Origin of the sequence: Rossellomorea pakistanensis, from assembly GCF_016908495.1 — a bacterium.
Classification (GTDB): domain Bacteria; phylum Bacillota; class Bacilli; order Bacillales; family Bacillaceae_B; genus Rossellomorea; species Rossellomorea pakistanensis.
On record NZ_JAFBDZ010000001.1, the window covers coordinates 603659 to 627362 of the forward strand.

Annotated in this window: 23 protein-coding genes; 7 read left to right on the plus strand and 16 right to left on the minus strand. The window is 35.0% G+C overall.

Translation table 11 applies throughout. The features are described from left to right. Positions 1–123 precede the first annotated feature (123 nt). Positions 124–2034 (plus strand): DUF294 nucleotidyltransferase-like domain-containing protein, encoded by a 1911-nt coding sequence (locus JOC86_RS02920; protein ID WP_205168269.1) that lies wholly within the window; start codon positions 124–126, stop codon positions 2032–2034. Positions 2035–2040: 6 nt separating this feature from the next. Next, positions 2041–2790, plus strand: a complete 750-nt coding sequence (locus JOC86_RS02925; RefSeq protein WP_205168270.1) for a 3'-5' exonuclease — start codon at positions 2041–2043, stop codon at positions 2788–2790. 207 nt (positions 2791–2997) lie between these two features. Here JOC86_RS02925 and JOC86_RS02930 read toward each other — a convergent pair whose 3' ends face one another. From JOC86_RS02930 to JOC86_RS02945, 4 genes are all read right to left on the minus strand, one after another. Continuing rightward, positions 2998–4260, minus strand: a complete 1263-nt coding sequence (locus JOC86_RS02930) for a glutamate-5-semialdehyde dehydrogenase (RefSeq protein ID WP_205168271.1) — start codon at positions 4258–4260, stop codon at positions 2998–3000. Positions 4261–4506: 246 nt separating this feature from the next. Next, positions 4507–5640, minus strand: a complete 1134-nt coding sequence (proB, locus tag JOC86_RS02935) for a glutamate 5-kinase (RefSeq protein WP_205168272.1) — start codon at positions 5638–5640, stop codon at positions 4507–4509. Between the two features lie 186 nt (positions 5641–5826). Further along, positions 5827–6663, minus strand: a complete 837-nt coding sequence (gene proC, locus JOC86_RS02940) for a pyrroline-5-carboxylate reductase (protein WP_205168273.1) — start codon at positions 6661–6663, stop codon at positions 5827–5829. 462 nt (positions 6664–7125) lie between these two features. After that, on the minus strand, positions 7126–8052 hold the full coding sequence (locus tag JOC86_RS02945; protein WP_239587359.1) for an LCP family protein: 927 nt from the start codon (positions 8050–8052) through the stop codon (positions 7126–7128). 298 nt (positions 8053–8350) lie between these two features. On the opposite strand from JOC86_RS02945, the gene adh reads away from it, so the two are divergent. Both adh and JOC86_RS02955 read left to right on the plus strand, forming a co-directional pair. Further along, a complete protein-coding gene (gene adh / locus JOC86_RS02950) occupies positions 8351–9871 on the plus strand; it encodes an aldehyde dehydrogenase (protein WP_205168274.1) in 1521 nt (506 codons plus the stop codon). Between the two features lies 1 nt (position 9872). Further along, positions 9873–10202, plus strand: a complete 330-nt coding sequence (locus tag JOC86_RS02955; protein WP_205168275.1) for a DUF779 domain-containing protein — start codon at positions 9873–9875, stop codon at positions 10200–10202. Between the two features lie 119 nt (positions 10203–10321). Here the strand turns inward: JOC86_RS02955 and JOC86_RS02960 are convergent, their stop codons facing one another. The 5 genes from JOC86_RS02960 to JOC86_RS02980 form a co-directional block, all read right to left on the minus strand. Further along, complete coding sequence (locus JOC86_RS02960; RefSeq protein ID WP_205168276.1) at positions 10322–11764, minus strand: DUF4153 domain-containing protein; 1443 nt, start codon at positions 11762–11764, stop codon at positions 10322–10324. 84 nt (positions 11765–11848) lie between these two features. Next, positions 11849–12490 (minus strand): HAAS signaling domain-containing protein, encoded by a 642-nt coding sequence (locus tag JOC86_RS02965; protein ID WP_205168277.1) that lies wholly within the window; start codon positions 12488–12490, stop codon positions 11849–11851. Continuing rightward, positions 12477–12818, minus strand: coding sequence for a PadR family transcriptional regulator (locus tag JOC86_RS02970; RefSeq protein WP_205168278.1), 342 nt, complete (start codon positions 12816–12818; stop codon positions 12477–12479). Before JOC86_RS02970 ends, JOC86_RS02965 begins: the two co-directional genes overlap by 14 nt. 114 nt (positions 12819–12932) lie before the next feature. Further along, on the minus strand, positions 12933–13514 hold the full coding sequence (gene clpP / locus JOC86_RS02975; RefSeq protein ID WP_205168279.1) for an ATP-dependent Clp endopeptidase proteolytic subunit ClpP: 582 nt from the start codon (positions 13512–13514) through the stop codon (positions 12933–12935). Between the two features lie 20 nt (positions 13515–13534). Next, positions 13535–14200, minus strand: a complete 666-nt coding sequence (locus tag JOC86_RS02980) for a sigma-70 family RNA polymerase sigma factor (protein ID WP_205168280.1) — start codon at positions 14198–14200, stop codon at positions 13535–13537. Positions 14201–14407: 207 nt separating this feature from the next. Here JOC86_RS02980 and msrA point away from each other — a divergent pair, with 207 nt between their 5' ends. Then, positions 14408–14935, plus strand: a complete 528-nt coding sequence (gene msrA, locus JOC86_RS02985) for a peptide-methionine (S)-S-oxide reductase MsrA (RefSeq protein ID WP_205168281.1) — start codon at positions 14408–14410, stop codon at positions 14933–14935. A gap of 385 nt (positions 14936–15320) precedes the next feature. Then, positions 15321–15512: a hypothetical protein gene (locus JOC86_RS02990; protein ID WP_205170253.1), complete on the plus strand. Its 192-nt coding sequence runs from the start codon at positions 15321–15323 to the stop codon at positions 15510–15512. A gap of 105 nt (positions 15513–15617) precedes the next feature. Here JOC86_RS02990 and JOC86_RS02995 read toward each other — a convergent pair whose 3' ends face one another. The 5 genes from JOC86_RS02995 to JOC86_RS03015 all read right to left on the minus strand — a co-directional run bounded on the left by JOC86_RS02995 (position 15618) and on the right by JOC86_RS03015 (position 19956). Beyond that, the gene (locus JOC86_RS02995) at positions 15618–16016 is read right to left on the minus strand and encodes a nucleoside 2-deoxyribosyltransferase (RefSeq protein WP_205168282.1); all 399 of its coding nucleotides are present in this window, start codon (positions 16014–16016) and stop codon (positions 15618–15620) included. A 171-nt stretch (positions 16017–16187) separates the two neighbouring features. Beyond that, entirely contained in the window at positions 16188–16721 is a 534-nt protein-coding gene (locus JOC86_RS03000; RefSeq protein WP_205168283.1) for a GNAT family N-acetyltransferase, read from the minus strand. Positions 16722–16857: 136 nt separating this feature from the next. Further along, on the minus strand, positions 16858–17733 hold the full coding sequence (locus tag JOC86_RS03005) for a CvfB family protein (RefSeq protein ID WP_205168284.1): 876 nt from the start codon (positions 17731–17733) through the stop codon (positions 16858–16860). A gap of 224 nt (positions 17734–17957) precedes the next feature. Next, a complete protein-coding gene (locus JOC86_RS03010) occupies positions 17958–19175 on the minus strand; it encodes an MFS transporter (protein WP_205170004.1) in 1218 nt (405 codons plus the stop codon). A 280-nt stretch (positions 19176–19455) separates the two neighbouring features. Next, the gene (locus JOC86_RS03015) at positions 19456–19956 is read right to left on the minus strand and encodes a YhcN/YlaJ family sporulation lipoprotein (protein WP_205168285.1); all 501 of its coding nucleotides are present in this window, start codon (positions 19954–19956) and stop codon (positions 19456–19458) included. Between the two features lie 326 nt (positions 19957–20282). On the opposite strand from JOC86_RS03015, the gene JOC86_RS03020 reads away from it, so the two are divergent. Continuing rightward, positions 20283–21008, plus strand: a complete 726-nt coding sequence (locus JOC86_RS03020) for a ZIP family metal transporter (protein ID WP_205168286.1) — start codon at positions 20283–20285, stop codon at positions 21006–21008. Positions 21009–21117: 109 nt separating this feature from the next. On the opposite strand, the gene JOC86_RS03025 is transcribed toward JOC86_RS03020, so the two are convergent. Together JOC86_RS03025 and JOC86_RS03030 are read right to left on the minus strand one after the other, a co-directional pair. Next, a complete protein-coding gene (locus JOC86_RS03025; protein WP_205168287.1) occupies positions 21118–23034 on the minus strand; it encodes an endonuclease MutS2 in 1917 nt (638 codons plus the stop codon). A gap of 368 nt (positions 23035–23402) precedes the next feature. Next, a complete protein-coding gene (locus tag JOC86_RS03030; protein ID WP_205168288.1) occupies positions 23403–23681 on the minus strand; it encodes a YkvA family protein in 279 nt (92 codons plus the stop codon). Positions 23682–23704: the final 23 nt, after the last annotated feature.

Consider the following 23704-nt stretch of genomic DNA (forward strand, 5'->3'; position numbering starts at 1 on the left):
ATTGTGGTCCTAGCCGCTTTATTGGGTAGGCACTTTTTATTACTAAAATACATTCCTTTGGACTTTAATGGAAAGGATAGTTATGATATGGTACTCTAGGAAACGATATTAGGAGGGATAACTATGAACAATGAAGAATTATACCAGATGATAAAAAATCACTATCCCTTTGATGTTTTAACCAATAATCAGCTTTTGCATATCATTTCACGTTCTAGATTTACTACTTTCGCTAAGAATGAATTTTTATTTCATGAAGATGAAACGGTAAATGATTTGGATATTTATTTCCTTGTATCAGGTTTAGCCAAAAACGTCCTACACCGCTCAAATGGGAAACAATTCTCATTGAGATATTACTATCCTGGAGATCTAGTCGGATTAATGATCATGCTTACAAGTGGAGGCATGACTTTTTCTGTTCAAGCACTGGAGGATTGTACTGTATTCAGATTTAATAAATCTGATTTTTTTGAGGTCATGACAGAAAACAAGGAATTTTCGAAGATTGTATTTGAGAGTATTGGAAGTAGGATGAAATCACTATACGATGAGCTACAGTCTACTTCTTGGGATGACGAGGAGAATATTTCATTATTTAGTACAAAGGTCAATACGTTGATGGAGTCTCCAGTTTTTATTCGTTCCACCGACACTATCAAGAATGCAGCAAGTATCATGAATAAACATAATGTGACTGGACTTGTAGTAAGTGAAGACGGGAAAAAATTAGATGGAATTATTACCCACCGTGAATTATTAAAGTATGTTTCAGGAGACCAAGATAGGAAAACTGTTCGAGAGTGGATGATTCATAAACCGTTTTGGATACGTGATGAGGCATTTGCATACGAAGCATTATCCTATTTCAAACATGAAGATATTGAGTTCGTTCCCATTCTTCGATATGAAAAAGTAGTTGGTATTCTAACCAGCCACTCATTTTTAAATATTCAAGACTCGAAATATCTTGATCTTTCTTATAGAATACAAACAGCACTAACAACCGATGATCTGGTGGCTCTCTCCCCTTCAAAAAATTGCACTTTCCATCAATTTATTAGAGATATTTTAGATCAAGGAAGCTTAGGATATGACGTTTGTGAAATTATTACAAACTATAATGATCGTTTACATCGTAGAATCATTCAATTGACAGAAAAAGAAATGAGAATCGAAGGTTATGGTCGACCCCCGATCAATTATTGTTTTATCGTGATGGGAAGCCAAGGTCGGGGTGAGCAGAGTTTCCATACTGATCAGGATAATGGAATCATATTAGATGATTATTTGCATTTTAAAGATCCTGAAAAGGTTGAGGCCTATTTTCAACATTTTACTGAAAAGCTAAATGTGAAATTGTCTGCTTGTGGATTTCCTGAATGTACTGGCGGGATTATGGCAAGAGAGTTAAAATGGAGGAAATCCTTTTCACAATGGAAAGATTCTGTACATGATTGGCTACATGAAATGGACGCAGAGGAAGTTCAGAGCTTTACTATGTTTTTCGACTTCCGCCCGATTTACGGCGACTATTCCCTAGCACAGGAAATACGATCAATGATGGTGGAAAAAGCTAAGAATTCCTTAACTATGCAGCAGCTTTTACGTAAAGACGCCATTCGTTTCAAAGTTCCTGTTAATGCTCTTGGAAGAATAAATTTAAAGCCTAAATCGAAAGTACTTAATTTAAAAAAATCAGGAATGATGCAGATTATTAATATGATTCGTATCCATTCTATTAAATACGGTATAAAAGATGTCAATACTGTAAAGCGACTTCAGTCATTGGAAGATATTCAAGCGTTTCATCCAAGAGATGTTCAGAATGCAAAAACGGCACTCCATCATTTTATGACTTTTCGTTTAAATCAAAATTTATTAGAGCTTGAAGAAAAGAAGCAGCTTTCTAATGAGATCAGCTTATTAGAATTATCAAAAGAAGACAAAAGAAAACTGAAGGAAGCACTTCAAATTGCTAATCGAATGCAGCAAGTCCTTGAGATTAGCTTTAATCGTAACCGGGTGGTTTAATTTATTATGAACGAAGTAGGAATTAATGTAGGGTTTAGAATCATAAAGTATTATTTCTGGCAACAATTTCTTTTTAAATATCAAGTTAAAAAGGCTAAACAAGACCGTTCTTATCAAGAGCTGTCCAATAGTTTAAAAGAATATGATGGGAAGAGCTATCAAGTAATGGGGCAACCGTTATCAAAATGTAACTTTACAATTTTTGATCTAGAAACTACCGGGTTCTTTCCTGAAATAGGTGACGAAATTATTTCGATTGGTGCAGTAAAATTCAAGAATGGAAAAGTTAAATCAGAGGAAACTTTTTATCAAGTCATTAATCCTCTACAGAGAGTTTCACAAGATACGAAAAAGTTCACTGGCCTGAAAAAGAGAGATTTTTTAAAAGGAGTACCTTTCCCCATCGGGTTTGAAAGATTTTTAAATTTTAGTAGAGGATCGATTCTTGTCGCCCACCCCGCTTCCTTTGATATTAACTTCCTCCAAGCTCGATCAAGAAAATGGGGGTTACCTCCATTCAAGCCTATATACCTTGATTCTTTCGCCTTAGCTAAGGCATTGTTTCAGGATAATAAATGTTATCTTGACGATCTTATAAAACGATTGGGGATTGAAAGAAGAAAAAGACATCATGCACTTAATGATGCGATGATGACAGCAGAAATTTTTGAATTATTACTAGCAGAGAGTATTAAATATGATTATGGCACACTGAATTTGTTACAAAATTTTATAGACGAAAAAACCGGCTTATGAGTCGGTTTAGAATTATTCATTCCTTTAATTGAATTTCTTACAAACTGGTATAATTTTTCTAATAAAAAAGTGAAGCTATCCCAAAAACAAAGTGTCTGGAACCATAATTTCCATCTATAGAGAAGACCCTGAGGGACCTCTTCTATAGATAGATAACCATTTTCGTTCCGGACTCTTATGGGATAGCCTTTTCTTGATTTGATTTAATTATCGAGTTTGCCCGTTTCCGATCATCATGAATTTCACTGTAGTTAACGCAGGTAACCCCATTGGACCTCTTGCATGAAGTTTTTGTGTGGAAATTCCTATTTCTGCACCGAACCCTAGAGCACCACCGTCTGTAAATCGAGTAGAAGCATTATGGTAAAGTGCGGCCGCATCCACAAGCTTCATAAAAACTTCTGCTACCTCTTTATCTTCTGTAATGATTGCTTCTGAATGCTTTGTACCATATTTTTCAATATGATCGATGGCTTCATCCAGATCCTCTACAAGTTTAACCGCAATATCTAAGCTTAAATATTCATTTGCCCAATCTTCTTCATTGGCAAGGATTGTTTCCGATATAATTTTTTGTATGTTTTCATCACCGTGAATGGCTACGGAATGGTCTTTAAGGGCTTTAACAAATGCATCTTTATTTTCATTCAACCATTTTTTGTGAACGATTACGGTTTCAGCAGCATTACAAACTGCTGGGCGATCGGTTTTGGCATTTATTAAAATGTTTAAGGCTTTTTCAGTATCTGCTTCTTTATCTATATAAATGTGGCAATTACCTACCCCTGTTTCAAGCACTGGTACTGTTGCGTTATTAACAACGGCATTGATTAGTGCACCACCACCACGTGGAATTAGGACATCGACATGGTCTTTCATTGTAAATAATTGTTGAGTTGCTGCGCGATCCGTTGTATTAATAAATTGTACCGCTTCACTTGGAATTTTTGTTTTTTCTAATGCACTGTGAATGACATCGACAATGACTTTGTTGGTAGTGATGGCATTTGATCCACCTTTTAATATAATACTGTTCCCTGATTTAAGTGCAAGCCCCGTCGCATCCACTGTTACATTTGGTCTTGCTTCATAAATCATTCCAATCACACCAAGTGGGACTGTGACTTTTGCGACATCTAGACCGTTGTCTAATGTCCAAGAAGAAACCGTTTGATCTGTTGGATCTTCAAGCTTTGCTACCTCTCTTAATCCATTAGCAAAATCTTCTATCCGTTGTTTTGATAATGAGAGGCGGTCCATAAATGCTTCGTCAAAACCTTTTTCTTTTCCACGAACAAGATCTTTTTCATTTGCCGTTAAGATATCCTGATATTTTTCTTCAAGAGTATCTGCTAAAACATTCAATGCTTGATTTTTTTCTTCAGTTGTTAAAAGAGAAAGTTTTTTCGATGCTTTTTTGGCTTGCATTGCTTGTGCTTCAACATTGGTTTTTTCTAAAGTTAAAGACATCCAATTCCTCCTGTGTTTTCTTTTTGGTCTATTCGTAATGATTATTGTTATTTAATCCGCAGCCTTAATACACTTCGCACATCTTAGGGTGACCCGTGAGCCTCCTTGCTACGCAGTGGGTTCCCACTTTGGCAACTGCCAAAGGAGTCTATGAGTATTCAGACTGCTCAATGCTTATAAGGTGTATTTTTGACTTATTCAATATTAGAAAACAGCCTTCTTTTTTTAAAATGCTCTTTTAGTATTTTAGACGCCAACTGGGATAGGTACTTCCATATGGCAAACGAGTGCTTCAATCTCTACGACCGCATCTTTAAATTCTTTTAGCTCTTCCTTTGTTAAATTTGAAAATTCCGTTAATTCTTCTGAATTGTAATTCACTACACCTAATCCAATTTCTTCACCATCAATATCTTGAATTCTTACAACTGCTCCGCTCTTGAATTCTCCTTTTACAGAGTAAATCCCAGCAGCTTTTAAATTTTTCTTATGTTGAAGAATTCGATCTTTTCCAATTCCATCAATGGTGATTTCTCCCTCAGGTCCTGAATTGAAGGCAATCCATTGCTGTTTCAGGTCAAGATTCACATTTTGGTCTTCTAATTCAAAATAGGTTCCTTTTGCAGATGCTTGAACGGCATCATAGATAATGTTGGGGGTTCCTGATTTTCCTAAAAATGAAGGGATTCCAGATGCCATTGAAATTTTGAATGCATCAATTTTAGAACGCATGCCACCAGTTCCAACAGAGCTGCCAGGTTCTCCTGCCATTTCTTCAATGTCTTCCGTTATTTCATTCACTTCTTTTAGAAGTTTAGCATTTGGATTTTTTCGGGGATCACTATCATATAATCCATCTATATCTGAAAGAATGATTAATTGATCAGCATCTACTAGTCCTGCCACTTTGGCAGATAAAGTATCATTGTCACCAAATTTAAGGCGGTCGATGGTTACTGTATCATTTTCATTTACTATCGGTATAATTCCTCTTTCAAGAAGAACATTAATTGTATTTCGAGCGTTATTATATCGATTCTCATCTGAGAAGTCGCTGCGTGTAATCAATATTTGAGAAGCCACGTAGCCATGAGAAATAAATAAGTCAGAATATGCTTCAATTAACAAGCCCTGACCAATTGCCGCTGCTGCTTGCTTTTCAGGGAGAGAATCAGGTCTTGTGAGACATCCAAGCTTTCGATAGCCCGCTGCTACTGCTCCTGAAGAAACAAGTAACACTTCATGGCCATCATCTTTCAAGCGAGCCACTTCATCTACTAGTCTCTCAAGTTTTCTTCGGCTCATCTCACCATGTAAACTTGTTAAAGAACTACTACCTATTTTAATCACAACTCGTTTCTTCTTATTGTCCGCAGACATCCTATCACTCCTGTATTAATACTCTGAATCTATTCTAAAATTGAAATCATTTTGGGATCTCACGAGCGAGGCACTCTTTTGATTGAATAATACTATTACTACTTTCAAAGAACACCACTAGACTAAATTAACGCTTTAATGCGATCGAGAACCGTCCCGCATCGCTTTAATGTGTTAAAGTAGCTTTTAGACTAAAACTTTTTGCATTTGTTCGCTGATTTCTTTTGAGCGTTTTTCGGCTCCTTTTACTGCTTGTGTTATGGCTTTTCCTCCACCATATTTATCTAATGCATCTAATCCAGCTGCCGTTGTACCGTTTGGTGAAGTGACATTTTCCCTTAATTCTGTTGGTGTTTCCGTTCTTTCTAACATCATTTTAGCAGCACCTAAAATCGTTTGGGATCCAATCTTTCTTGCAAGTTCAGGTGCTAAACCACCTTCTATTCCTGCCTTTTCGATATGCTCCATTAAATAGTAAAAGTAGGCTGGTCCACTTCCTGCAATTCCCGTGAAAATATCCATTTGTTCTTCTTCAATTACATAAACTTCTCCAACACACTCAAGAAGTTCTTTAGCTGTTAGTATTTCACCCATTTCCACATGTTTTCCTGGAGCGATGGCTGTTGCAGATTCTCTCATCATGCTTGACGTATTCGGCATTACCCGAATTACTTGCTGTCCATTTGGTAATCCTTCTTCCATGTGTGATGTCGAGATACCCGCAAGTACAGATAGAATAACTGTATGTGGTTGGACTTTGTTCTGAATGAAATCTATTACTAGATCAATATCCTTAGGTTTCATTGCTAAAACAAGCACATCAATTTCATGGAAATCTAGTTCTTCTTTACTAAGGGTCCTTACGTTGTATTTAGCTTTTATCTCATGTAAACGAGTTTTGTTGCTATTGTTTGATACGATTACCTGTTTAGGACTTACTTTTTTGGCTGTGACAATTCCGGATATCATCGCTTCTGCCATATTTCCTGCACCAAGAAAGGCAATCGATTTATTATTCAACACCAATAATCACTCCTATTTTAAGATTAAATTCTTTTTAAAACGCACTACATTTCATCTTTGTTTTAGGTTGATTTCAAATTACGACATATTTTGTTCGCGTTTTTGTTCGTATTTATTAACAACGTTTTTAATCGTAACATGTCTGAATTCAATATCAAGGGATTTAAGGGAAGTCATAAGGATATAGCCGAATTAGTTAGTGGAAGCGCTAACATTTATATTCCATGTTATCTAATCCCTTCTCATCGCTCATAATCCGACGAGAGCATGAAATTTGAGGTTTGAATATTTTTAAATTCATCATAATAGTAGTTAAAAACAAATATTGAAAGTTAGTATCTTACACAAACTCGCATGAATAATTGGAAGTAAATTTATTTAAAACAAAATAAAAAGCTGACCTAATAGAGTCAGCTTTTCAAATTGACCAATTTACTTGAATTGGGTCAGCATATAAAGTTTTTATTCATTTAAAAATTTTTGGAGCTCTTCACTATTTTGAGCAAAATTAATTTCTATAACTGAACCAGCATGTTCATAGTATCCATTTGTATATGAACCTTCTACTGGGATCGTTAATTTTTTTATATTATTAGAATCAAGCAATACATCTTTAATCAATCCCAATTGATCAAACTTCCCCATATTTGTTTCAATATATGGTTGTGTTGCACCGATCATTTTAGGGAGTTTAGTTAGACTATCTAAGCTTAGTGCTTCTTCTTTAACAGCAGAAATGACTTTTTGCTGTCTTTCGACACGACCAAAATCACCCTCACGGTCCGCTCTAAATCTAGCGTAGCCAAGAAGTTCCTTACCATTTAACCTTTGTGTACCTTGCTCAAGCTGAACGCCTATATTTTCAGACATTGCTTTTTCTACATCTATCTTTATTCCGTTTGGGGCTAAAATATCTACAGTTTTTTCAAACCCTTTAAAATCAACTAGCATATAGTGTTGGATTTCAACCCCAAAGTTCTGTTTAATCGTTTTTCTTAATAATTCAGGACCTCCAAGATAGAAGGCAGTGTTTAATTTATAATTTTGATAACCAGGAATTTCAACATAAATATCTCTCATTAATGATACAAGTTTTGTTTCATTCGTTTTTGGATCAATCTGAGCAATCATCATCGTATCGGTACGTGACTTCTCTTCACTACGACTATCTACTCCCATTAAGAGAATGTTTACTCTTCCATTTTCATCTGTATCTCCATTGAATTCATAGTTCTCTTTTTTATCTCCTGCATCTGCCATTTGTAAACCTTGATAATATTGAAAAACTGTATAGCCAGTAATAATTAATAGAAGTACGAGTAAGAAAAGGAATAACTTCCTTCCTCTCTTTTTCTTCTTATTCTTATGTTCCATCCTTGTTGTATCCATAGAATCATCACCTACTTTATCTAGTCATATTGGATTACACCCATGTATCTATAATATTGACGAATGGAATGACAAAAAGTTTCATAATAAATAACTTTCCTAGTGAGTTTATAGCAATCTTCCAATTATAACAATAACAATTTTTGAGAATGAAAGGAATGATTAGTTGAATTAATAATTCAGAACATTTAAAATAATAATAGTTAAGCTTGCTACATAAATATCCAAATGAATCAGGACTATTTTTGTACACGCTTACATATTTATAGTAAACTATTAGAATTTTAGGAGGATGATTATGATTTATAGCAATCCTGGTACAGAAAATTCGAAAGTTAGCTTTAAACAAAAATATCAAAACTATATTGGTGGCGAATGGACAGCCCCTGTTAAAGGTGAATACTTTGAAAATGTCAGTCCTGTTAATGGGAAAGCATTTTGTGAAATTGCACGTTCTACCAAAGAAGATGTTGAGTTAGCATTAGATGCAGCCCATAAAGTAAAAGCTTCATGGGGTGCAACCTCCGTTGCTGAGAGGGCAAATATCCTGAATAAAATTGCTGATCGAATGGAAGAAAATTTAGAAATGCTTGCTGTTGCTGAAACATGGGATAATGGAAAGCCTGTAAGAGAAACACTTGCAGCAGACCTTCCCCTTGCAATCGATCATTTCCGCTATTTTGCCGGATGTATTCGTGCCCAAGAAGGATCACTTGGTGAAATCGATGGTGACACTGTAGCGTACCATTTCCATGAACCTCTCGGTGTGGTTGGTCAAATTATTCCTTGGAATTTTCCTTTATTAATGGCAACTTGGAAATTAGCTCCTGCTCTAGCAGCTGGGAACTGTGTCGTATTAAAACCAGCTGAGCAAACTCCTGCATCTATCATGGTTTTTGTGGAACTAATTGAAGACCTATTGCCACCTGGAGTACTTAATATTGTAAATGGTTTTGGAGTAGAAGCTGGTAAACCTCTTGCTTCAAGTGATCGCGTGGCTAAAGTCGCTTTTACAGGAGAAACGACTACTGGAAGGTTGATTATGCAATATGCCTCACAAAATCTAATTCCTGTAACCCTTGAACTTGGTGGTAAGTCACCAAACATTTTCTTTGAGGATATTGCATCAGCAGACGATGATTTTTTTGATAAAGCGATAGAAGGTTTTGTCATGTTCGCTCTTAATCAGGGAGAAGTTTGTACTTGTCCTTCTCGTGCGTTAATTCATGAATCTATTTATGATAAATTCATGGATAAAGCGATCGAGAGAATAAAGCAAATCAAACAAGGGAATCCGCTTGACAGCGATACGATGATTGGGGCACAAGCATCTTCAGAACAGCTCGAGAAGATTCTTTCCTATATGGAAATAGGAAAAGAAGAAGGTGCGGAGCTTCTAATCGGCGGTGAACGGAATGCACTTGAAGGTGATTTAAGTAGTGGTTATTATGTAAAACCCACTGTATTTAAAGGGAATAATAAAATGAGAATATTCCAAGAGGAGATTTTCGGTCCAGTCGTTTCCGTTACAACATTTAAAACTCCTGAAGAGGCATTAGAGATTGCGAACGATACATTGTATGGTTTAGGTGCTGGTGTATGGACTCGTGATATGAATACAGCTTACCGATTTGGTAGAAGTATTGAAGCTGGCCGCGTTTGGACGAACTGCTATCATGCATATCCTGCTCATGCAGCTTTCGGTGGATATAAAATGTCGGGTATTGGACGTGAGAATCATAAAATGATGCTTTCTCATTATCAACAAACTAAGAACTTACTCGTAAGCTACAGTCCAACTAAGCTAGGGTTTTTCTAAAGTGGAGAGAGTAGTGGCTACAAAGGAAGCATTAGGTCTGATTGAAAAACTGAAAGAAAAGCACGGTCCACTCCTTTTTCATCAGTCCGGGGGCTGCTGTGATGGCAGCTCTCCAATGTGTTTTCCAGAAAGTGACTTTATAATCGGAGACTCTGATGTTTTATTGGGTAAAATTGGAGAAGTTCCCTTTTATATGAATAAAAAGCAATATGAATATTGGAAACACACTCAATTAATCATTGATGTCGTAGAAGGTCGTGGCGGAATGTTCTCCTTAGAAGGCCCAGAAGGAGTCCGTTTCCTAACTCGATCTAAAATCCTCCCATCCTAAATTGGAACGACCCTCAATCAATGCACAGCGTTAAAGCACTGCGGGACGGTTCTCGATCACATTAAAGCATCACCGTGATCGAGAACCGTCCCGCACTATGGTAAAGTGTTACAGTAGTGTTATAGGTCAAGATTTTGGAGTGCCCTTTTTGCTTTTTCCCCTGTTATGTTATAGGATTGCCAGTGGTCTTTGTTCATTCTTATGTCTTCCTTTTTCCATTCTAATACTTGTTTTAATTCAGGAATATTAGGATTCTGTTTGTAGAGCTCAACAAGTCCAAGTGTCCCTGAGTAGGATAAGCCGCTTATATAATGAATATCGATTTTACCTGTTCGTTCATATCGATCAAGATTTTTCCCGACAATCCATCCATCAATATCCCAGACATTTAGAAAAGAAATATATAGTATGGCTGTGATGAAATAGAAATGAATTAATGACAGACGGGTGATCCAAACTTTAATAAAGGTATACACTAAAATAATTGCCAAAAAGATCATAAACGAATGAGCTAGCACTCTTAAGATCGTATAGCCGTATACCTCTTCATATAATTGCATCCTGATAAAAGCTGAATATAAGATAATACCAGTCATAACTATTAAGAGCGATAACATTACCTGTACTAAACTTCTTAAACCATCTCTATTTTGATATTTAATCACTGTAATTAAGATCGTCCAGTTAAGGATTGATACGGTAATTAATTCAAAGAAACCTCTTCTCGCGTATTGTGAAAATGTCATTCCTGATACAAGTGAATCATTAAAAAGATATTGAAATTGTACAGCTGCAAACAAAACATATAAGCTATTTAATACTATAAGTACTGTAATAATGGTGATACTGTCCCATCGATTTTCTATTTTCGCTTCCACAGTTTTTGGAACAATACTGTAATTTAATAACGAACCAACAAACAGAAAAATACCTAACCCGATCATTAAGACATATACCAAACGAAATGTATCCTCTATATCAATTTTCAACAAATAATTAGGGATTTCACCCAATAAACTTGCAAACTGGTGATCCGCTGAGACTAACAAAATTGTTGCTATCAGTATAATGGGTACTGAGATAAGGAGTCCATGAACAATTTTTTTAATTGTTTTGTGTTCATTGTTGTTTAATTTACTTTGTAGTTTATTACTTAAAACCTTCAACAGATCCCCAATATACTTAAATGGTATCAATAGGATTTGAACATAATAACCAATAAACTGTAATTTATACCACACTACCTTCTTCGGCATTGTCATGATCATCAGGAAAAGGGCAACCATGATCGGTAAAATAAGAATGTTTAACACAAAGAAGATTGTGTTGGAATAGAGAAAATAGCCTAATGAGATAGACCATATACAAATAAATAATAAAAACCCAATTTGTTTGTTATTTATAGAATGATTACGTATTCTCCAAAAGATAATCACAAAGAAGACAAAGAGGAAAATAGGGTGGGATACACCTGCTCTTCCATGAAGAAAACATAATTCTGCTACAACTCCTAATGCAATGCACAAGAATAAAAATAAGGCATCTGTTCTTGTAAATTTCATATTAACATCTCCTTTTTATATAGATTATCTATATACATAGTAATTCTATGTATATATTCAAAAAAAGAGTAAAGGTGGATATCCCTAAATCGAAACTCTTTTTCCCCACCTAAACCCTATCCAGCTAATCGGATAAAGAAAAACAGTAAACACGATACAAGTCACAATAAAGGATGGGTTTAATAAAGGATTAAACCACGTATGCGGGATGATTTCAAAAACGATTAGATTCATTAGAAGCAAGTTTGGAACGATTGCTAATAAAAAAGTTCTTTTTAATAAACTTCTACCTGAATGTCCGAATTCTTTTCCAATTTCATACCCAAGCAACCCCCAAAATAATAGATAAAGAACGATAATAAGGAATGGAAGGGAAGTTAAAGATGTCCACATAGATTGAAGCCAACTCCAATGATAGTGGTGATAAGTAAAAGTCAGCAAACTACCAGCAGCAAAAAAGCATAGATTCGTTATTAGAAATGTCCATTGTGTCTTTCGTGGAGTGACCGTTATCTCATGGTTCCATGCTTCCGCAATTTCCTCTGGTGTACCAAGGCGTTCTAGAATTACCTCTTGATCTTGCTTACTGGAATCTTTTATTAATGATAGTTCTGTAATGAGTTCATTTAAATGATCCTCATATTCATTTATAATTTTTCTCTTATCAGGATGTTGCTCTAGCAAAGCTTCAAGCCTTTGTAAAAATTTCTTTTTAAACGGAGTCATGGCCTGTTTTCCCCATCATTTTGTTCATTACTTGGACGAATTTTTTCCATTCCTTCGTTTTCTCGCCTAGCATGTTCTTTCCTTCTTCAGTAATACGATAATATTTTCTAGCAGGTCCTTTCTCTTGCTCTTTCCAATAGAACTCAATATAGCCTTGTTTATCAAGCTTATGTAGTGCAGGATAAAGCGTTCCTTCTTTTACATGAAAATGGTGATCACTCCTTTTTTCCATTTCCTTTACAAGTTCGTACCCGTACATGTCTTTCTCATCTAATAATTGCAGGAGAAGTAGAGAAGTACTGCCTTTTACTAATTCACGATTAAACAATTCCATCACCTACCTAGAATTATGAGGTATCTATAATATAGAATACAAACATCAGAATAAAATGTAAAGAAAAAACCTCTTCTAACGAAGAGATTTTTTATGGACATGCATAAGTCATTTGACAATGTGGTCAATGATCCCATATTCTAAGGCTTCTTCTGCACTCATGTAAAAGTCACGATCAGAATCACGTGCAACTTTTTCAATCGGCTGCCCCGTTTTTTCCGAAATGAGACAATTGAGGTGCTCTTTTAATTTTAAAATTCGCCTTGCTGAGATCTCTATTTCCGTTGCTTGGCCTCTCGCTCCACCTAAAGGTTGATGAATCATAATCTCACTATTCGGCAAAGCATAGCGTTTCCCTTTTGTCCCTGCTAATAATAGCATGGCTCCAAAAGAAGCTGCCATACCCGTACATATTGTTTTGACATCAGGTTTAATATACTGCATCGTATCGTAAATAGCAAAACCTGCAGTAACCGAACCTCCTGGGCTATTAATGTAAATAGAAATTTCTCTTTCACTATCTTCAGCTGTAAGAAATAATAGTTGAGCAACAACACTATTGGCAATATGATCATTTATTTCATCACCAATCATGATAATCCGATCCTTCAATAATCTAGAATAAATATCATAGGATCTTTCACCATGCTTTGTATTTTCGATAACATATGGAATTGGAATTGCCGCCATTTTTACTTAACCTCCCTTTTCTATGCTGCAAGGTAAGTTTCGGTTCTTCTACTGTTCCATCTACTCTTAGTTGACGATGGTTCTTTTAGAAGACCGACAACTGCATAATGTTTTTGGAAATATTCAATCATAATTATTGGGTTTTCATTACAAATGGATGTAATTACTCTCGAAATAAACTCACTTTCTTGTTCAACTTCTTGTTCTTCCCAATTAACTTTTTGTAATTTCGTTCTAACTCTAAAAGTAATCGCCCGTACGGCACCTTCAGTTATTTGCAAAATTTCAGCAATATCTTTCGCTGAATATTGAAAAACATCTTTAAGAATAAACGCTGTAAATTGTTGTACATTTAAATGTTCAAATAGCTTTCTCACTACAGCTTCTACCTCTGCCGATAGCGATGGCTCTTCTACCTCCACAGGAATCTCTACTTCACTACATTCTTTTGATGTCTTTCTTAATTGGTCTACCCAATAATTATGAGCGACCCTATATAGCAATGATAAGCACATCTCATCTTTTGGACCATATTTATTCAGGACTCTTGAGACCGTTTCTTGTGCTAAATCATCACTTTCCCATTGATTTCGAGTAATCGAGCGGCAATATTTTTTGAGTTTATCAAAATTCTTGACAATAAAATCTTCATGTGAGGGTTTCTTTTTACCAGGCCTGGTTTTCAAAGCACTCACTCCTTTCAACCTCTATATTAAAAACGTATAAAAAACGAAAAACGTTACGGTATTTTCAAAAAATTTTTATATGATTATTATACCTAATTCCAGGAAAAAATCGGGAATCGATTTGCTTGATATCTTTTCATTGAGCAATCCATTTAATGGTGTTAAAATCTGATCATATTTATATTTTGTATTTAAGGAGCTGTTAGAATGAGTGAGCGTCTTGAAATGGCAACATTTGCTGGAGGCTGTTTTTGGTGTATGGTTCAACCATTTGATGAAATTCCCGGTATTGAAAACATTGTTTCAGGCTATTCAGGTGGCCACATTATTAATCCAACCTATGAGGATGTAAAATCTGGCCAAAGTGGACATTATGAAGTGGTTCAAATTACGTATAACCCTTCGAAGTTCCCTTATGAACAGCTTTTAGAGTTGTATTGGCCACAAATTGATCCAACAGATGACGGTGGTCAATTTCAGGATCGGGGTGATTCGTACCGCACTGCGATCTTTTATCATAATAATCACCAAAAAGAGTTAGCGGAAAAAACAAAAGCAGCTATTGCAGATAGCGGCCGATTTCATAAGCCTATCGTAACTAAAATCCTTCCAGCTAAACCATTTTATCCAGCTGAAGAATATCATCAAGATTTTTATAAAAAAAGTCCAAAAGAATATAAGGAAGATCGGAAAAAATCCGGTCGTGATGAGTTTATTAATAAAAAATGGAGATAAGACTTCGGATTGAGGGTGATCTGAAAACCTATAGGAGCACATTTCTCTTAGTTTATTCTAATCTTTGGAGGTTAGTTCGATAGACCGAAGGAGTTCATGGTTGTTCTGGGATATTTTCTAGATCACTTTCTTGGTTTTTGATCTTTATTATTAAGTTTTTGAGTGTTTGAGCCTCCCTCCCTTTATAAAAGGTTTTGTAAATTAACCAGTTTCATCAATTAACCCTCTTCTCCTCTCAAAGGCTTACAATTTACCCTTTCATAAATTTATTGCTGTCATAGTAGTAAAAAATATTAGATACGTGTTAAATAGCAAATGTTTTTACATGTTAAATAATTAGGGAGGAACACTAAAAAAGCGAAAACTATAGAAGGAGTGATTTTAATTGGAAAAATCAGAGAACAAAAAGAACGAAATTGCTGATAATGAACAAATTATAGGTTTTGCAGGAAATGGAGCGTACTTAAACTTTGATGATCCATATCCAGGAGACTCAGTAAACGAGCACAAACAACTCGAAATCGCCAACGAAGTGATTGGAAAAGAGGAAGTCAAACAACAGAACGAAAACCTTTAAATTAAGACGCTTCAAACTTCAAACTCTTTAACACGTTACCATACTCAGGGACGGTTCTCGAATACAGTAACGCGTTACTGTATTCGAGAACCGTCCCGCTTTGCTTTAACGTGTTAATGTGCAATGGTCTTTCATTTCTGTTATGAATTCTTGAATGCTGCCAGTAAATCGTTTTACTCCGTCTATATAGTAAAAAGTAGTGGTGAGTTCTGGATGGAAATCTGCCCCGTCTCTACTATAGATCCAAATTTGCTTAACTAATGAAAGTGCTATTCCAAGTTCAATATGGCTTCCTTTCCCACCTGGCAAGAACAATATAAACACATCGCTTTCCATTATCGCCTTCTTTTCCGCTTCCCCAATCTTTTTTAAGTTTTTCTCATTTGTAGCTCGGTCATTTTTAGTCCAATCATATAATTGTTCATGTCCATCTCTTTCTAAACTTTGTGCTAACTCATTCACATAATGTTTGTTGCTGAAACTTGAAGCAATATAAAAATTCATGATAATTTCCTTTCAAACTTGATTTGTATACAAAGAATTAGATGACATTTAAATAAAAACGAATAGACTTAAGGGTTTTGTATAACTTAATAAAAAGGAAGTCGAGTCACTTAAACACAACATTGTACCTTCACCAGAGATAAATTGTGACTGGCTTCCTTTGCAAATTCCCTAAAGTTGTATTTCATATTTACTATGTTGACAACCATAATGAACTGCGACATCTTTCAATTTATACTTACTTTGATAAAAGGTGTTTAATCCTTTGTTACTATGTAGACAATCAAATCTTAAGAGGCTCGAACCATTCTCTTTCGCGTAATTCTCTGACCATTGTAATATCTTTTCACCGATTCCACTGCCTTTATAATCACGATGAGTAACCAATCGATGAAGGTACATAACATCGTCTTGCTCACTTTCATGACCCCAAATCCCTATATCCCATTCATTTGGCTTATTTTCAAGTGTAACGGATGCAACGGCTCTATCGTCGATATAAAAAATATAAGTATTCCCATTCTTTATACTATCCATTATTTCATTTAGATTCCCCTCAAGATCTTCTATGTAATAATCCCACTGTCTTAAATCTTTTCCTTTTAACCATATGGCGGCTTTAACAAGTAACGATGTAACTAAGTTTATATCATCTAAAGCGGCTTTTCTCACTTCTAAATTTGATAATATAGGATTACTTTTCACTTAACATTCCTCCTTCTTTAATAACTTCAGCAAAAGAAAGGAGAATCCTTCATCAATACATAAATAATAAGTTCGAAACCACAAATCATCCAGATATTAGACTTGTCTTTTGATAAGGAGATTTGAACCTTAAGAATCATCTTTTTTCTTCATTTTCACCATTTAAATAGGTCCATCCATCTTTCTGATAAATGACTCTTTCCTTCATAAGTTTTCCTAATGCTCTTTTAAACGATGCTTTACTCATTTGAAATCGATCTTTTATTTCTTCAGGTAAGCTTTTATCACTAAATGGCATTGAACCCTTTCTTTGGTGTAGGTAAGCAAGAATCGTTTCTGAGTCATCGTCCATTTTATCTTGCTTTAATGGTAGAAAAGAAACATTTAAACTACCGTCCTCTTTAACATCAATGACTCTTCCAGTTACCAGTTCACCAAGTCTTGGTTCAGATTTACGTTGACTTTCATGAATAAAACAACGATAACCTTGTTCTGATAATACATATGTACCAACCTTTAACAATCGATAAACCCTGCCGGAAATCGTTGCTTTCATCATCTCCTTAGAAGCTTTTCTAGCAATTTGACCAATAATATTCTCAGTTGCTAGACGACCGTATAATCGTTCGTTTTTATCCGTTTTTAATGATATATAGAGTTGATCGCCTACTGCTGGCCATAATGATTCGAAAATAGGTAGGTCATCAGCTGAAATTAATATATCCTTCGTTAATCCTATTGAAACGAACACACCTAAATCAGGTGCCACATCCACAACCTCTGCCCAGCTATATGAACCAATTTGGACCTTAGGAATTCGCATTGTTGCAGCAAGTCGAACTTCTTTATCGTGAAATAAAAAAACTTTTACATTATCGCCCACTTCAATATCATCTGTTATCTCAGATTGATGAAGCAGCACATCCTCATCATTATTAGTTAAAAAATATCCAAAAGGAACTTCTCGATCTACCATTAAAGTTTCGACTGTTCCGACCTGTAGTCTTGGCATATTCCAATATCCTCCTTAAAATTCTCGTTTCTTACTATCATATCCTGTTCACCATAAATTAAAGCATTTTAAATCTATCATTTTTTCATGAAATAATATAGACCTTAATGATATTTCTAAATAATAATCTATCCTAATTTATTTACATACCTAAAATTTATACGCTCAAAACTTGAAAATAGGTCAGGGACCATATCAATGGATCCTGACCTATTTTGAACAATTTAACGCCAATTTCTTACCTCATGGTCTGACGGAAGGAATGTTGTAAGAATACCAAGTAGCGGTAAGAAACTACATAATACCATAATGAATCGAATGCTAAATAAATCAGCTAAACTTCCAAATAAAACAGCACCCACAGCACCCATACCAAATGCCAACCCAACTGTTAATCCTGATACCATACCAATTTTCTGTGGTAAGAGTTCTTGTGCATAAACGACAGTCACACTAAAGCTTGAAGAAAGAATGAATCCAATGGCAAAGAAAAAAGGAATCACCAATGAAAGCGGAAGATATGGCAGGATTAGTGTTAATGGAGCTGAACCTAACATAGAAAAGAAAATAATATTCCGTTTTCCAAAACGGTCAGCTAATGGACCACCCAAAAATGTACCTAATACACCTGCAAGCATAAAGATGAAAATATATACTTGGGCTCCTTTTATGGACAGTCCATAATCTTCAATAAGATAAAACTGATAATAGTTGGATATCCCTGCACCGTACCATGAACGGGCAAAAATTAAAAATAATATAAGCAGAATGGCAGTCTTAATTTTGCGATGTATTTTTTGGGATGAATGATCATTTGTTTTATTTTGTGTAGATCTCTTTCTATTTTTCACTTTTTCTTTATACCATCTTGAAACATTAAAAAGAACAATGATTCCAACAAAAGCCGCGATTGTAAACCAAAGGGCACCCTTCTGTCCTAATGGAACAAATATAAACGCTGTTATGATAGGGGCTAACGACTGGCCAGTATTTCCACCAACTTGATAAATCGATTGTGCAAGCCCACGTTTATTACCAGCAGCCATATAAGCTACCCTTGACCCTTCCGGATGAAAGATTGCTGACCCCAGTCCTATAAAAAGGACTGAAAATAGAATCCATATAAAGTTCTGAGATAAAGCAAAGCCCACTAAACCTGCTAAACTAAATATCATTCCTAGTGGAAGAAGAAATGGTCGGGCGCGAATATCCGCATAAAAACCGAATACTGGTTGTAGTAATGAAGATGTCATATTTAAAACAAAGGCAATCCAACCAATTTGTGTATAACTTAAATTTAACGATCTCTCAATGATTGGAAACATTGCCGGTACAACTGCTTGAAGAGTATCATTAATAAAATGACCTGAACTAATAGCAAATAAAACACCATAAAAGGTGATCATTTGTTTAGGATGTTGTTTTGTTAAAGGAACTCCCATTTCGCCACCCGCTTTTTTCATAATATTTAGTAACTCTAAATATTATATAGGATAGCAGAAATGTTGAATAGCCCTAACAAAAGGATTATAAAATGTTAACCACATAACCATGGGTCTATTATGAAATAGAAGAAGGCTATCCCCAAAGGACCAGGACCCACATCATTAGCCCATCTACTCGATGAAGCTGTAATACCTGCTCCTTTATTTTAGGACAGCCGTCTATTTATAGAATGAAAATAGTTTTTTTCTCCTATTATCATTTTATTTCTAAAATTTATTATCTTGCGTCAGGAAAAACCCGTTGAATCATATTTCCTAATTCTTCTGCTAAACCTTCTATCGGATCTCCTTCTCTAACGCGATCTCCATAGTTTCTCATGCTGTCAATAAAATCGGGATTTGTTGAAACATTTACATTTTCAATATTTTTATCTGTTGACCTTACAGTATCAGCAATTCTTTTCTCTAGTTCGTCTGTCATTTTATTGTCTGTGTCATTTCCTTTTAAATCTGCTGCAACAAATGCATTATTTTCTGTTGTTAAGACATAAGCCCGCTCAACTTCTTTAATATTTGTCACTTTGTCAGCCGCTTTTTCGGCAATATCATATTCATTATTATTATCCTGGTTACCCATTTGATCATCACCAGTATAATTTACATTTTGAAAGTCTGTATCATTATTATTGTCAAGACTCTCTTCATTATCGTTCGCTCCACATGCTCCTAGCATAAGGATCAATAGTAAACTCGAACCTGCAGTTAACATTTTCTTCATGATTAGTACCTCCTTTAAGTTTCAAGTATAGACTTTCCAATAAATCAACACTTTATGTATAAAAAACTAAATTTCCCCTTAAAGATTTTGCTTGTTTCGTAAACAGTGTTGTTATTTGTAAAGGAGTTAGTTGTTTGGAGCAGAAGGCTGCTTGCTTTTCGTAGGGCAAGCGGTGAGATCCTTCCGCTCCAAACAACCTTTTCACAAAAAAATTTATGTTCTTAAAAACAACAATCTTTTAGAAAATAGCCAAAACTTTTAAACATAATACATATAGCTAAAGGGAAGATAAAGAAGTAAGTATTGGAGTTGGAGGGGATTAAATAATGGTTTCGGCAGCCCTTTGGGGTGGACTAGCGAGTATTTCCTTATTAATTGGAGCATTAATGGGTATATATCTAAAAATCCCAAAAATATACATTGCATTTATTATGGCGTTTGGAACTGGAATTTTAATCGGTGCCGCCACTTTCGATTTACTCCTCCATGCTTTACACGAAAGCGGAATCGTTCTTGCAGGGATTTCATTTTTAATTGGAGCATTAGTATTCACGATCGTTGAAGTTATGTTAAACAAAAAAGGTGGTAGTGATAGAAAACGGTCAAAGAAAAATCCTACAGGTCATTCAGGAATGGCCATATATGCTGGGACATTGTTGGATGCAATTCCAGAATCGATTATCATTGGAGTCAGTTTATTAAGTAATAGTCATGTCAATTGGTTGTTTGTTGTTGCTATTTTTATAAGTAATTTACCGGAATCACTCTCAAGTTCAGTAGGTTTAAAACTTGATCATTATTCGAACCGAAAGATTCTAGGGCTTTGGACAAGTGTTGTCATTGTTTCTTCCATATGTTCATTAATTGGGTACGTCTTTTTAAAAAATGCCTCAGAACAGTTTCTAACAAGCATTGGTGCGTTTGGCGCTGGTGCATTAATTTCAATGGTTTGCACTACTATGCTACCAGAAGCATTTGAAGAGAGTGGACCGATTGTTGGATTTATAACTTCCCTTGGACTCATATTTTCATTATTTCTGACACAAATTTGAATAAGTAAAACAACTATAATATAGGAACCACAACATAAAATAAGGAGGATTTTATCCTATATTTCTACTTAAGTGGTTCCTATATTGAAAAGTAATTCAATACTGTTTATTAATTGTCCTCTTCTATCGTAAGTCCTTCTATATGTTTTTTCTTCATTCGATTTGCTTTTTTTCGGTTTTCTTTTGATTTGAATACAATATCAAAATCATATCCATCTGGATACATTTCTTCTGCAGATATATAGAGTTTCAATCGTTTATGATTATACGTCTCTTTTTTTCCTTTTACTTGAACAACATAATTTCCGGTAGAATCTGGACCATTGTAAACAATTCCATTTTCGCCTGTAGAGATTTGAACGTTATCTCCTAATTTGAATAGGTTTACCTTTTCAATCGGTTCCTTTTGAGCTTTCTTTTTCTTGGCATATCGATTGACAATCACTTGTTTTTCTATTTCGCGGTCATCTAAATAGGTATGATCATATGCCTTCGTTTCCTTGTAGGTAAAGTAGTGAGCATTTTCTATTATTTTTGGATGCATTCCTAATTTTAGTGCAATAGCAAATGCCTGACTATCTCCTCCTTTTCCTAATTGAAGTCTATAGGTTGGCTTTAAAGTCTCCAAATTAAATTCCATTGAACCATTGATAAAGCCCTCATGTTGCTCTGCATATTCTTTGATTTCACTATAATGAGTGGTCGCAAATAACGTGACACCCTTTTCATATAACTGTTTAAGAATGGCTGTTGCAAGACCCATTCCCTCACTTGGATCTGTACCTGAACCTACTTCATCAAGCAATACTAAACTGTTCTCATTCGCCATTTTTAAAATCTCAATAATGTTTTGTATATGAGAACTAAAAGTACTCAAATTCTGTTCGATGCTTTGCCCGTCACCTATATCTAATAAGATTTTCTGATATATGCTCACTTCAGTACCTTCATCAGTTGGAATCAATAATCCGCATTGAACCATTAATGTTAATAGCCCTACTGTTTTAATGGTTACTGTTTTTCCCCCAGTATTAGGACCGGTTATAATCAAGGCACTCTGTTCCTTTCCCACTTCTAATGTTAATGGGATTGCATCTTTCCCTAATAATGGATGCCGTGCATTTTTTAATCGAATATATCCACTATCATTAACTAATACTTTTCGGCCATTAATAAAGCGTCCATATTTTGCTTTGGCGAAGAGGACATCATAATGTACCATTGTTTCAACTGCTATTTTAATGGTTTTTTGATGTTGTTCAACTAAACCAGTTAAATAAAACAACACTTGGTCGATTACAGCTTCTTCTTCCATTTTTAAAAATTGTATTTGATCTTGTTGTAACGCCACCTCTTCCGGTTCAACATATACGGTAGAACCGGAGGCAGAGGTATCTAATATAGTTCCTTTGATTTTCCCTTTATATTCTTTTTTGATGGGAACAACAAATCGTCCACCTCTTAGACTCACAATATTCTCTTGTAGAAATGGTTTGTATTTTTTTGACTTTAAAATATGCTGAACCTTCTCCTTAAGACGCTCTTCTCCTATAGAGATTTGTTTTCTTACTTTCAATAGTTCTTTGCTCGCATAATCGTCAACGGTTCCATTTCGAATACAACGCTGAATTTCTGCTGCTAGCTCAGGGAGATCCTCAATCGAGTAAACATAAGTAGTTACCCTGGGTGCTAGGAATTCTTTATCTTTCATAAATCGCTTTAATTTATGGCATGCATCTAAGAAATAGTAAATCTTCGTTAAATGATCTGGCCTTAATGCAACCCCTTTATTCAAACCCTCTAATAATCTTTCTATACCATCCAAAGCATGAATTGGAACCGAAGTGCTTTTCTCTAAGATCCCAACAGCTTCTTCGACCTCATCCATCCAGGAACATATTTGATTTAGATTTTGCGAAGCTTTCATTTCATTAATCATATTCTTCCCACTGTCAGTTAACGCAAAATCACTGATCCGACACTTAATCTTGTTAAATTCTAGACTTTGAAATGTTTTTGCATTCAATTTTAGTTCCTCCTTTAAGATAAAAAAAGACCACAATGAACAATGTTCATTGTGGTCTTATTAACCATAATAATGTCTACATTCGATTGGTGCACAAAAAGGTACACAAAAAAACTGTGTTCTTTAACACAGTGGTTGTAGGCATAAAATGTTTATGCGATGACCATTGTTCTTAACCTACATTCTTTGAGCATACTTGAATAAACGTATTAACATACGTTATTTGATGACATACTCAGTAAGAATGTCCGTATGAAATTAACGGATTAGTTAAGAACGACACCTAACATAAAACATACTCCTTTTATAAAAAACAATTTTGAAATTACTCCATTACATCTTATTAAATATCGTTTATCTTGTCAACATTATTTAAATAAATCATAGCGCCGTTTCAGTTCTTCCGGTGCCATTTTTACAATCTGTTGGAATATCAACGCAAATACCGCAAGATCATCAACAATACCAAATAGAATCAAATAGTCCGGGATGATATCTAATGGAACTATTATGTACACTGCCAATAATCCTATAGAAAGAATCTTTTTACTGAAGTTCACTTCCTTTGATTTAAAAAACGCAATCAAAAATGGGATGGATTTTCTTATATTAAACAAGAATCGTATTCTTTTTAAAAACTTGCTCATACCATCACTTCCTTAAAGGTTAA

Excerpts from the sequence above, each read along its gene's own strand:
- JOC86_RS02920 (WP_205168269.1), top strand. The coding sequence starts at position 124 with ATGAACAATGAAGAATTATACCAGATGATAAAAAATCACTATCCCTTT.
- JOC86_RS02925 (WP_205168270.1), top strand. The coding sequence starts at position 2,041 with ATGAACGAAGTAGGAATTAATGTAGGGTTTAGAATCATAAAGTATTAT.
- JOC86_RS02930 (WP_205168271.1), bottom strand. The coding sequence starts at position 4,260 with ATGTCTTTAACTTTAGAAAAAACCAATGTTGAAGCACAAGCAATGCAA.
- proB (WP_205168272.1), bottom strand. The coding sequence starts at position 5,640 with ATGTCTGCGGACAATAAGAAGAAACGAGTTGTGATTAAAATAGGTAGT.
- JOC86_RS02945 (WP_239587359.1), bottom strand. The coding sequence starts at position 8,052 with ATGGATACAACAAGGATGGAACATAAGAATAAGAAGAAAAAGAGAGGA.
- adh (WP_205168274.1), top strand. The coding sequence starts at position 8,351 with ATGATTTATAGCAATCCTGGTACAGAAAATTCGAAAGTTAGCTTTAAA.
- JOC86_RS02960 (WP_205168276.1), bottom strand. The coding sequence starts at position 11,764 with ATGAAATTTACAAGAACAGATGCCTTATTTTTATTCTTGTGCATTGCA.
- JOC86_RS02965 (WP_205168277.1), bottom strand. The coding sequence starts at position 12,490 with ATGACTCCGTTTAAAAAGAAATTTTTACAAAGGCTTGAAGCTTTGCTA.
- clpP (WP_205168279.1), bottom strand. The coding sequence starts at position 13,514 with ATGGCGGCAATTCCAATTCCATATGTTATCGAAAATACAAAGCATGGT.
- msrA (WP_205168281.1), top strand. The coding sequence starts at position 14,408 with ATGAGTGAGCGTCTTGAAATGGCAACATTTGCTGGAGGCTGTTTTTGG.
- JOC86_RS02995 (WP_205168282.1), bottom strand. The coding sequence starts at position 16,016 with ATGAATTTTTATATTGCTTCAAGTTTCAGCAACAAACATTATGTGAAT.
- JOC86_RS03005 (WP_205168284.1), bottom strand. The coding sequence starts at position 17,733 with ATGCCAAGACTACAGGTCGGAACAGTCGAAACTTTAATGGTAGATCGA.
- JOC86_RS03010 (WP_205170004.1), bottom strand. The coding sequence starts at position 19,175 with ATGGGAGTTCCTTTAACAAAACAACATCCTAAACAAATGATCACCTTT.
- JOC86_RS03015 (WP_205168285.1), bottom strand. The coding sequence starts at position 19,956 with ATGAAGAAAATGTTAACTGCAGGTTCGAGTTTACTATTGATCCTTATG.
- JOC86_RS03020 (WP_205168286.1), top strand. The coding sequence starts at position 20,283 with ATGGTTTCGGCAGCCCTTTGGGGTGGACTAGCGAGTATTTCCTTATTA.
- JOC86_RS03030 (WP_205168288.1), bottom strand. The coding sequence starts at position 23,681 with ATGAGCAAGTTTTTAAAAAGAATACGATTCTTGTTTAATATAAGAAAA.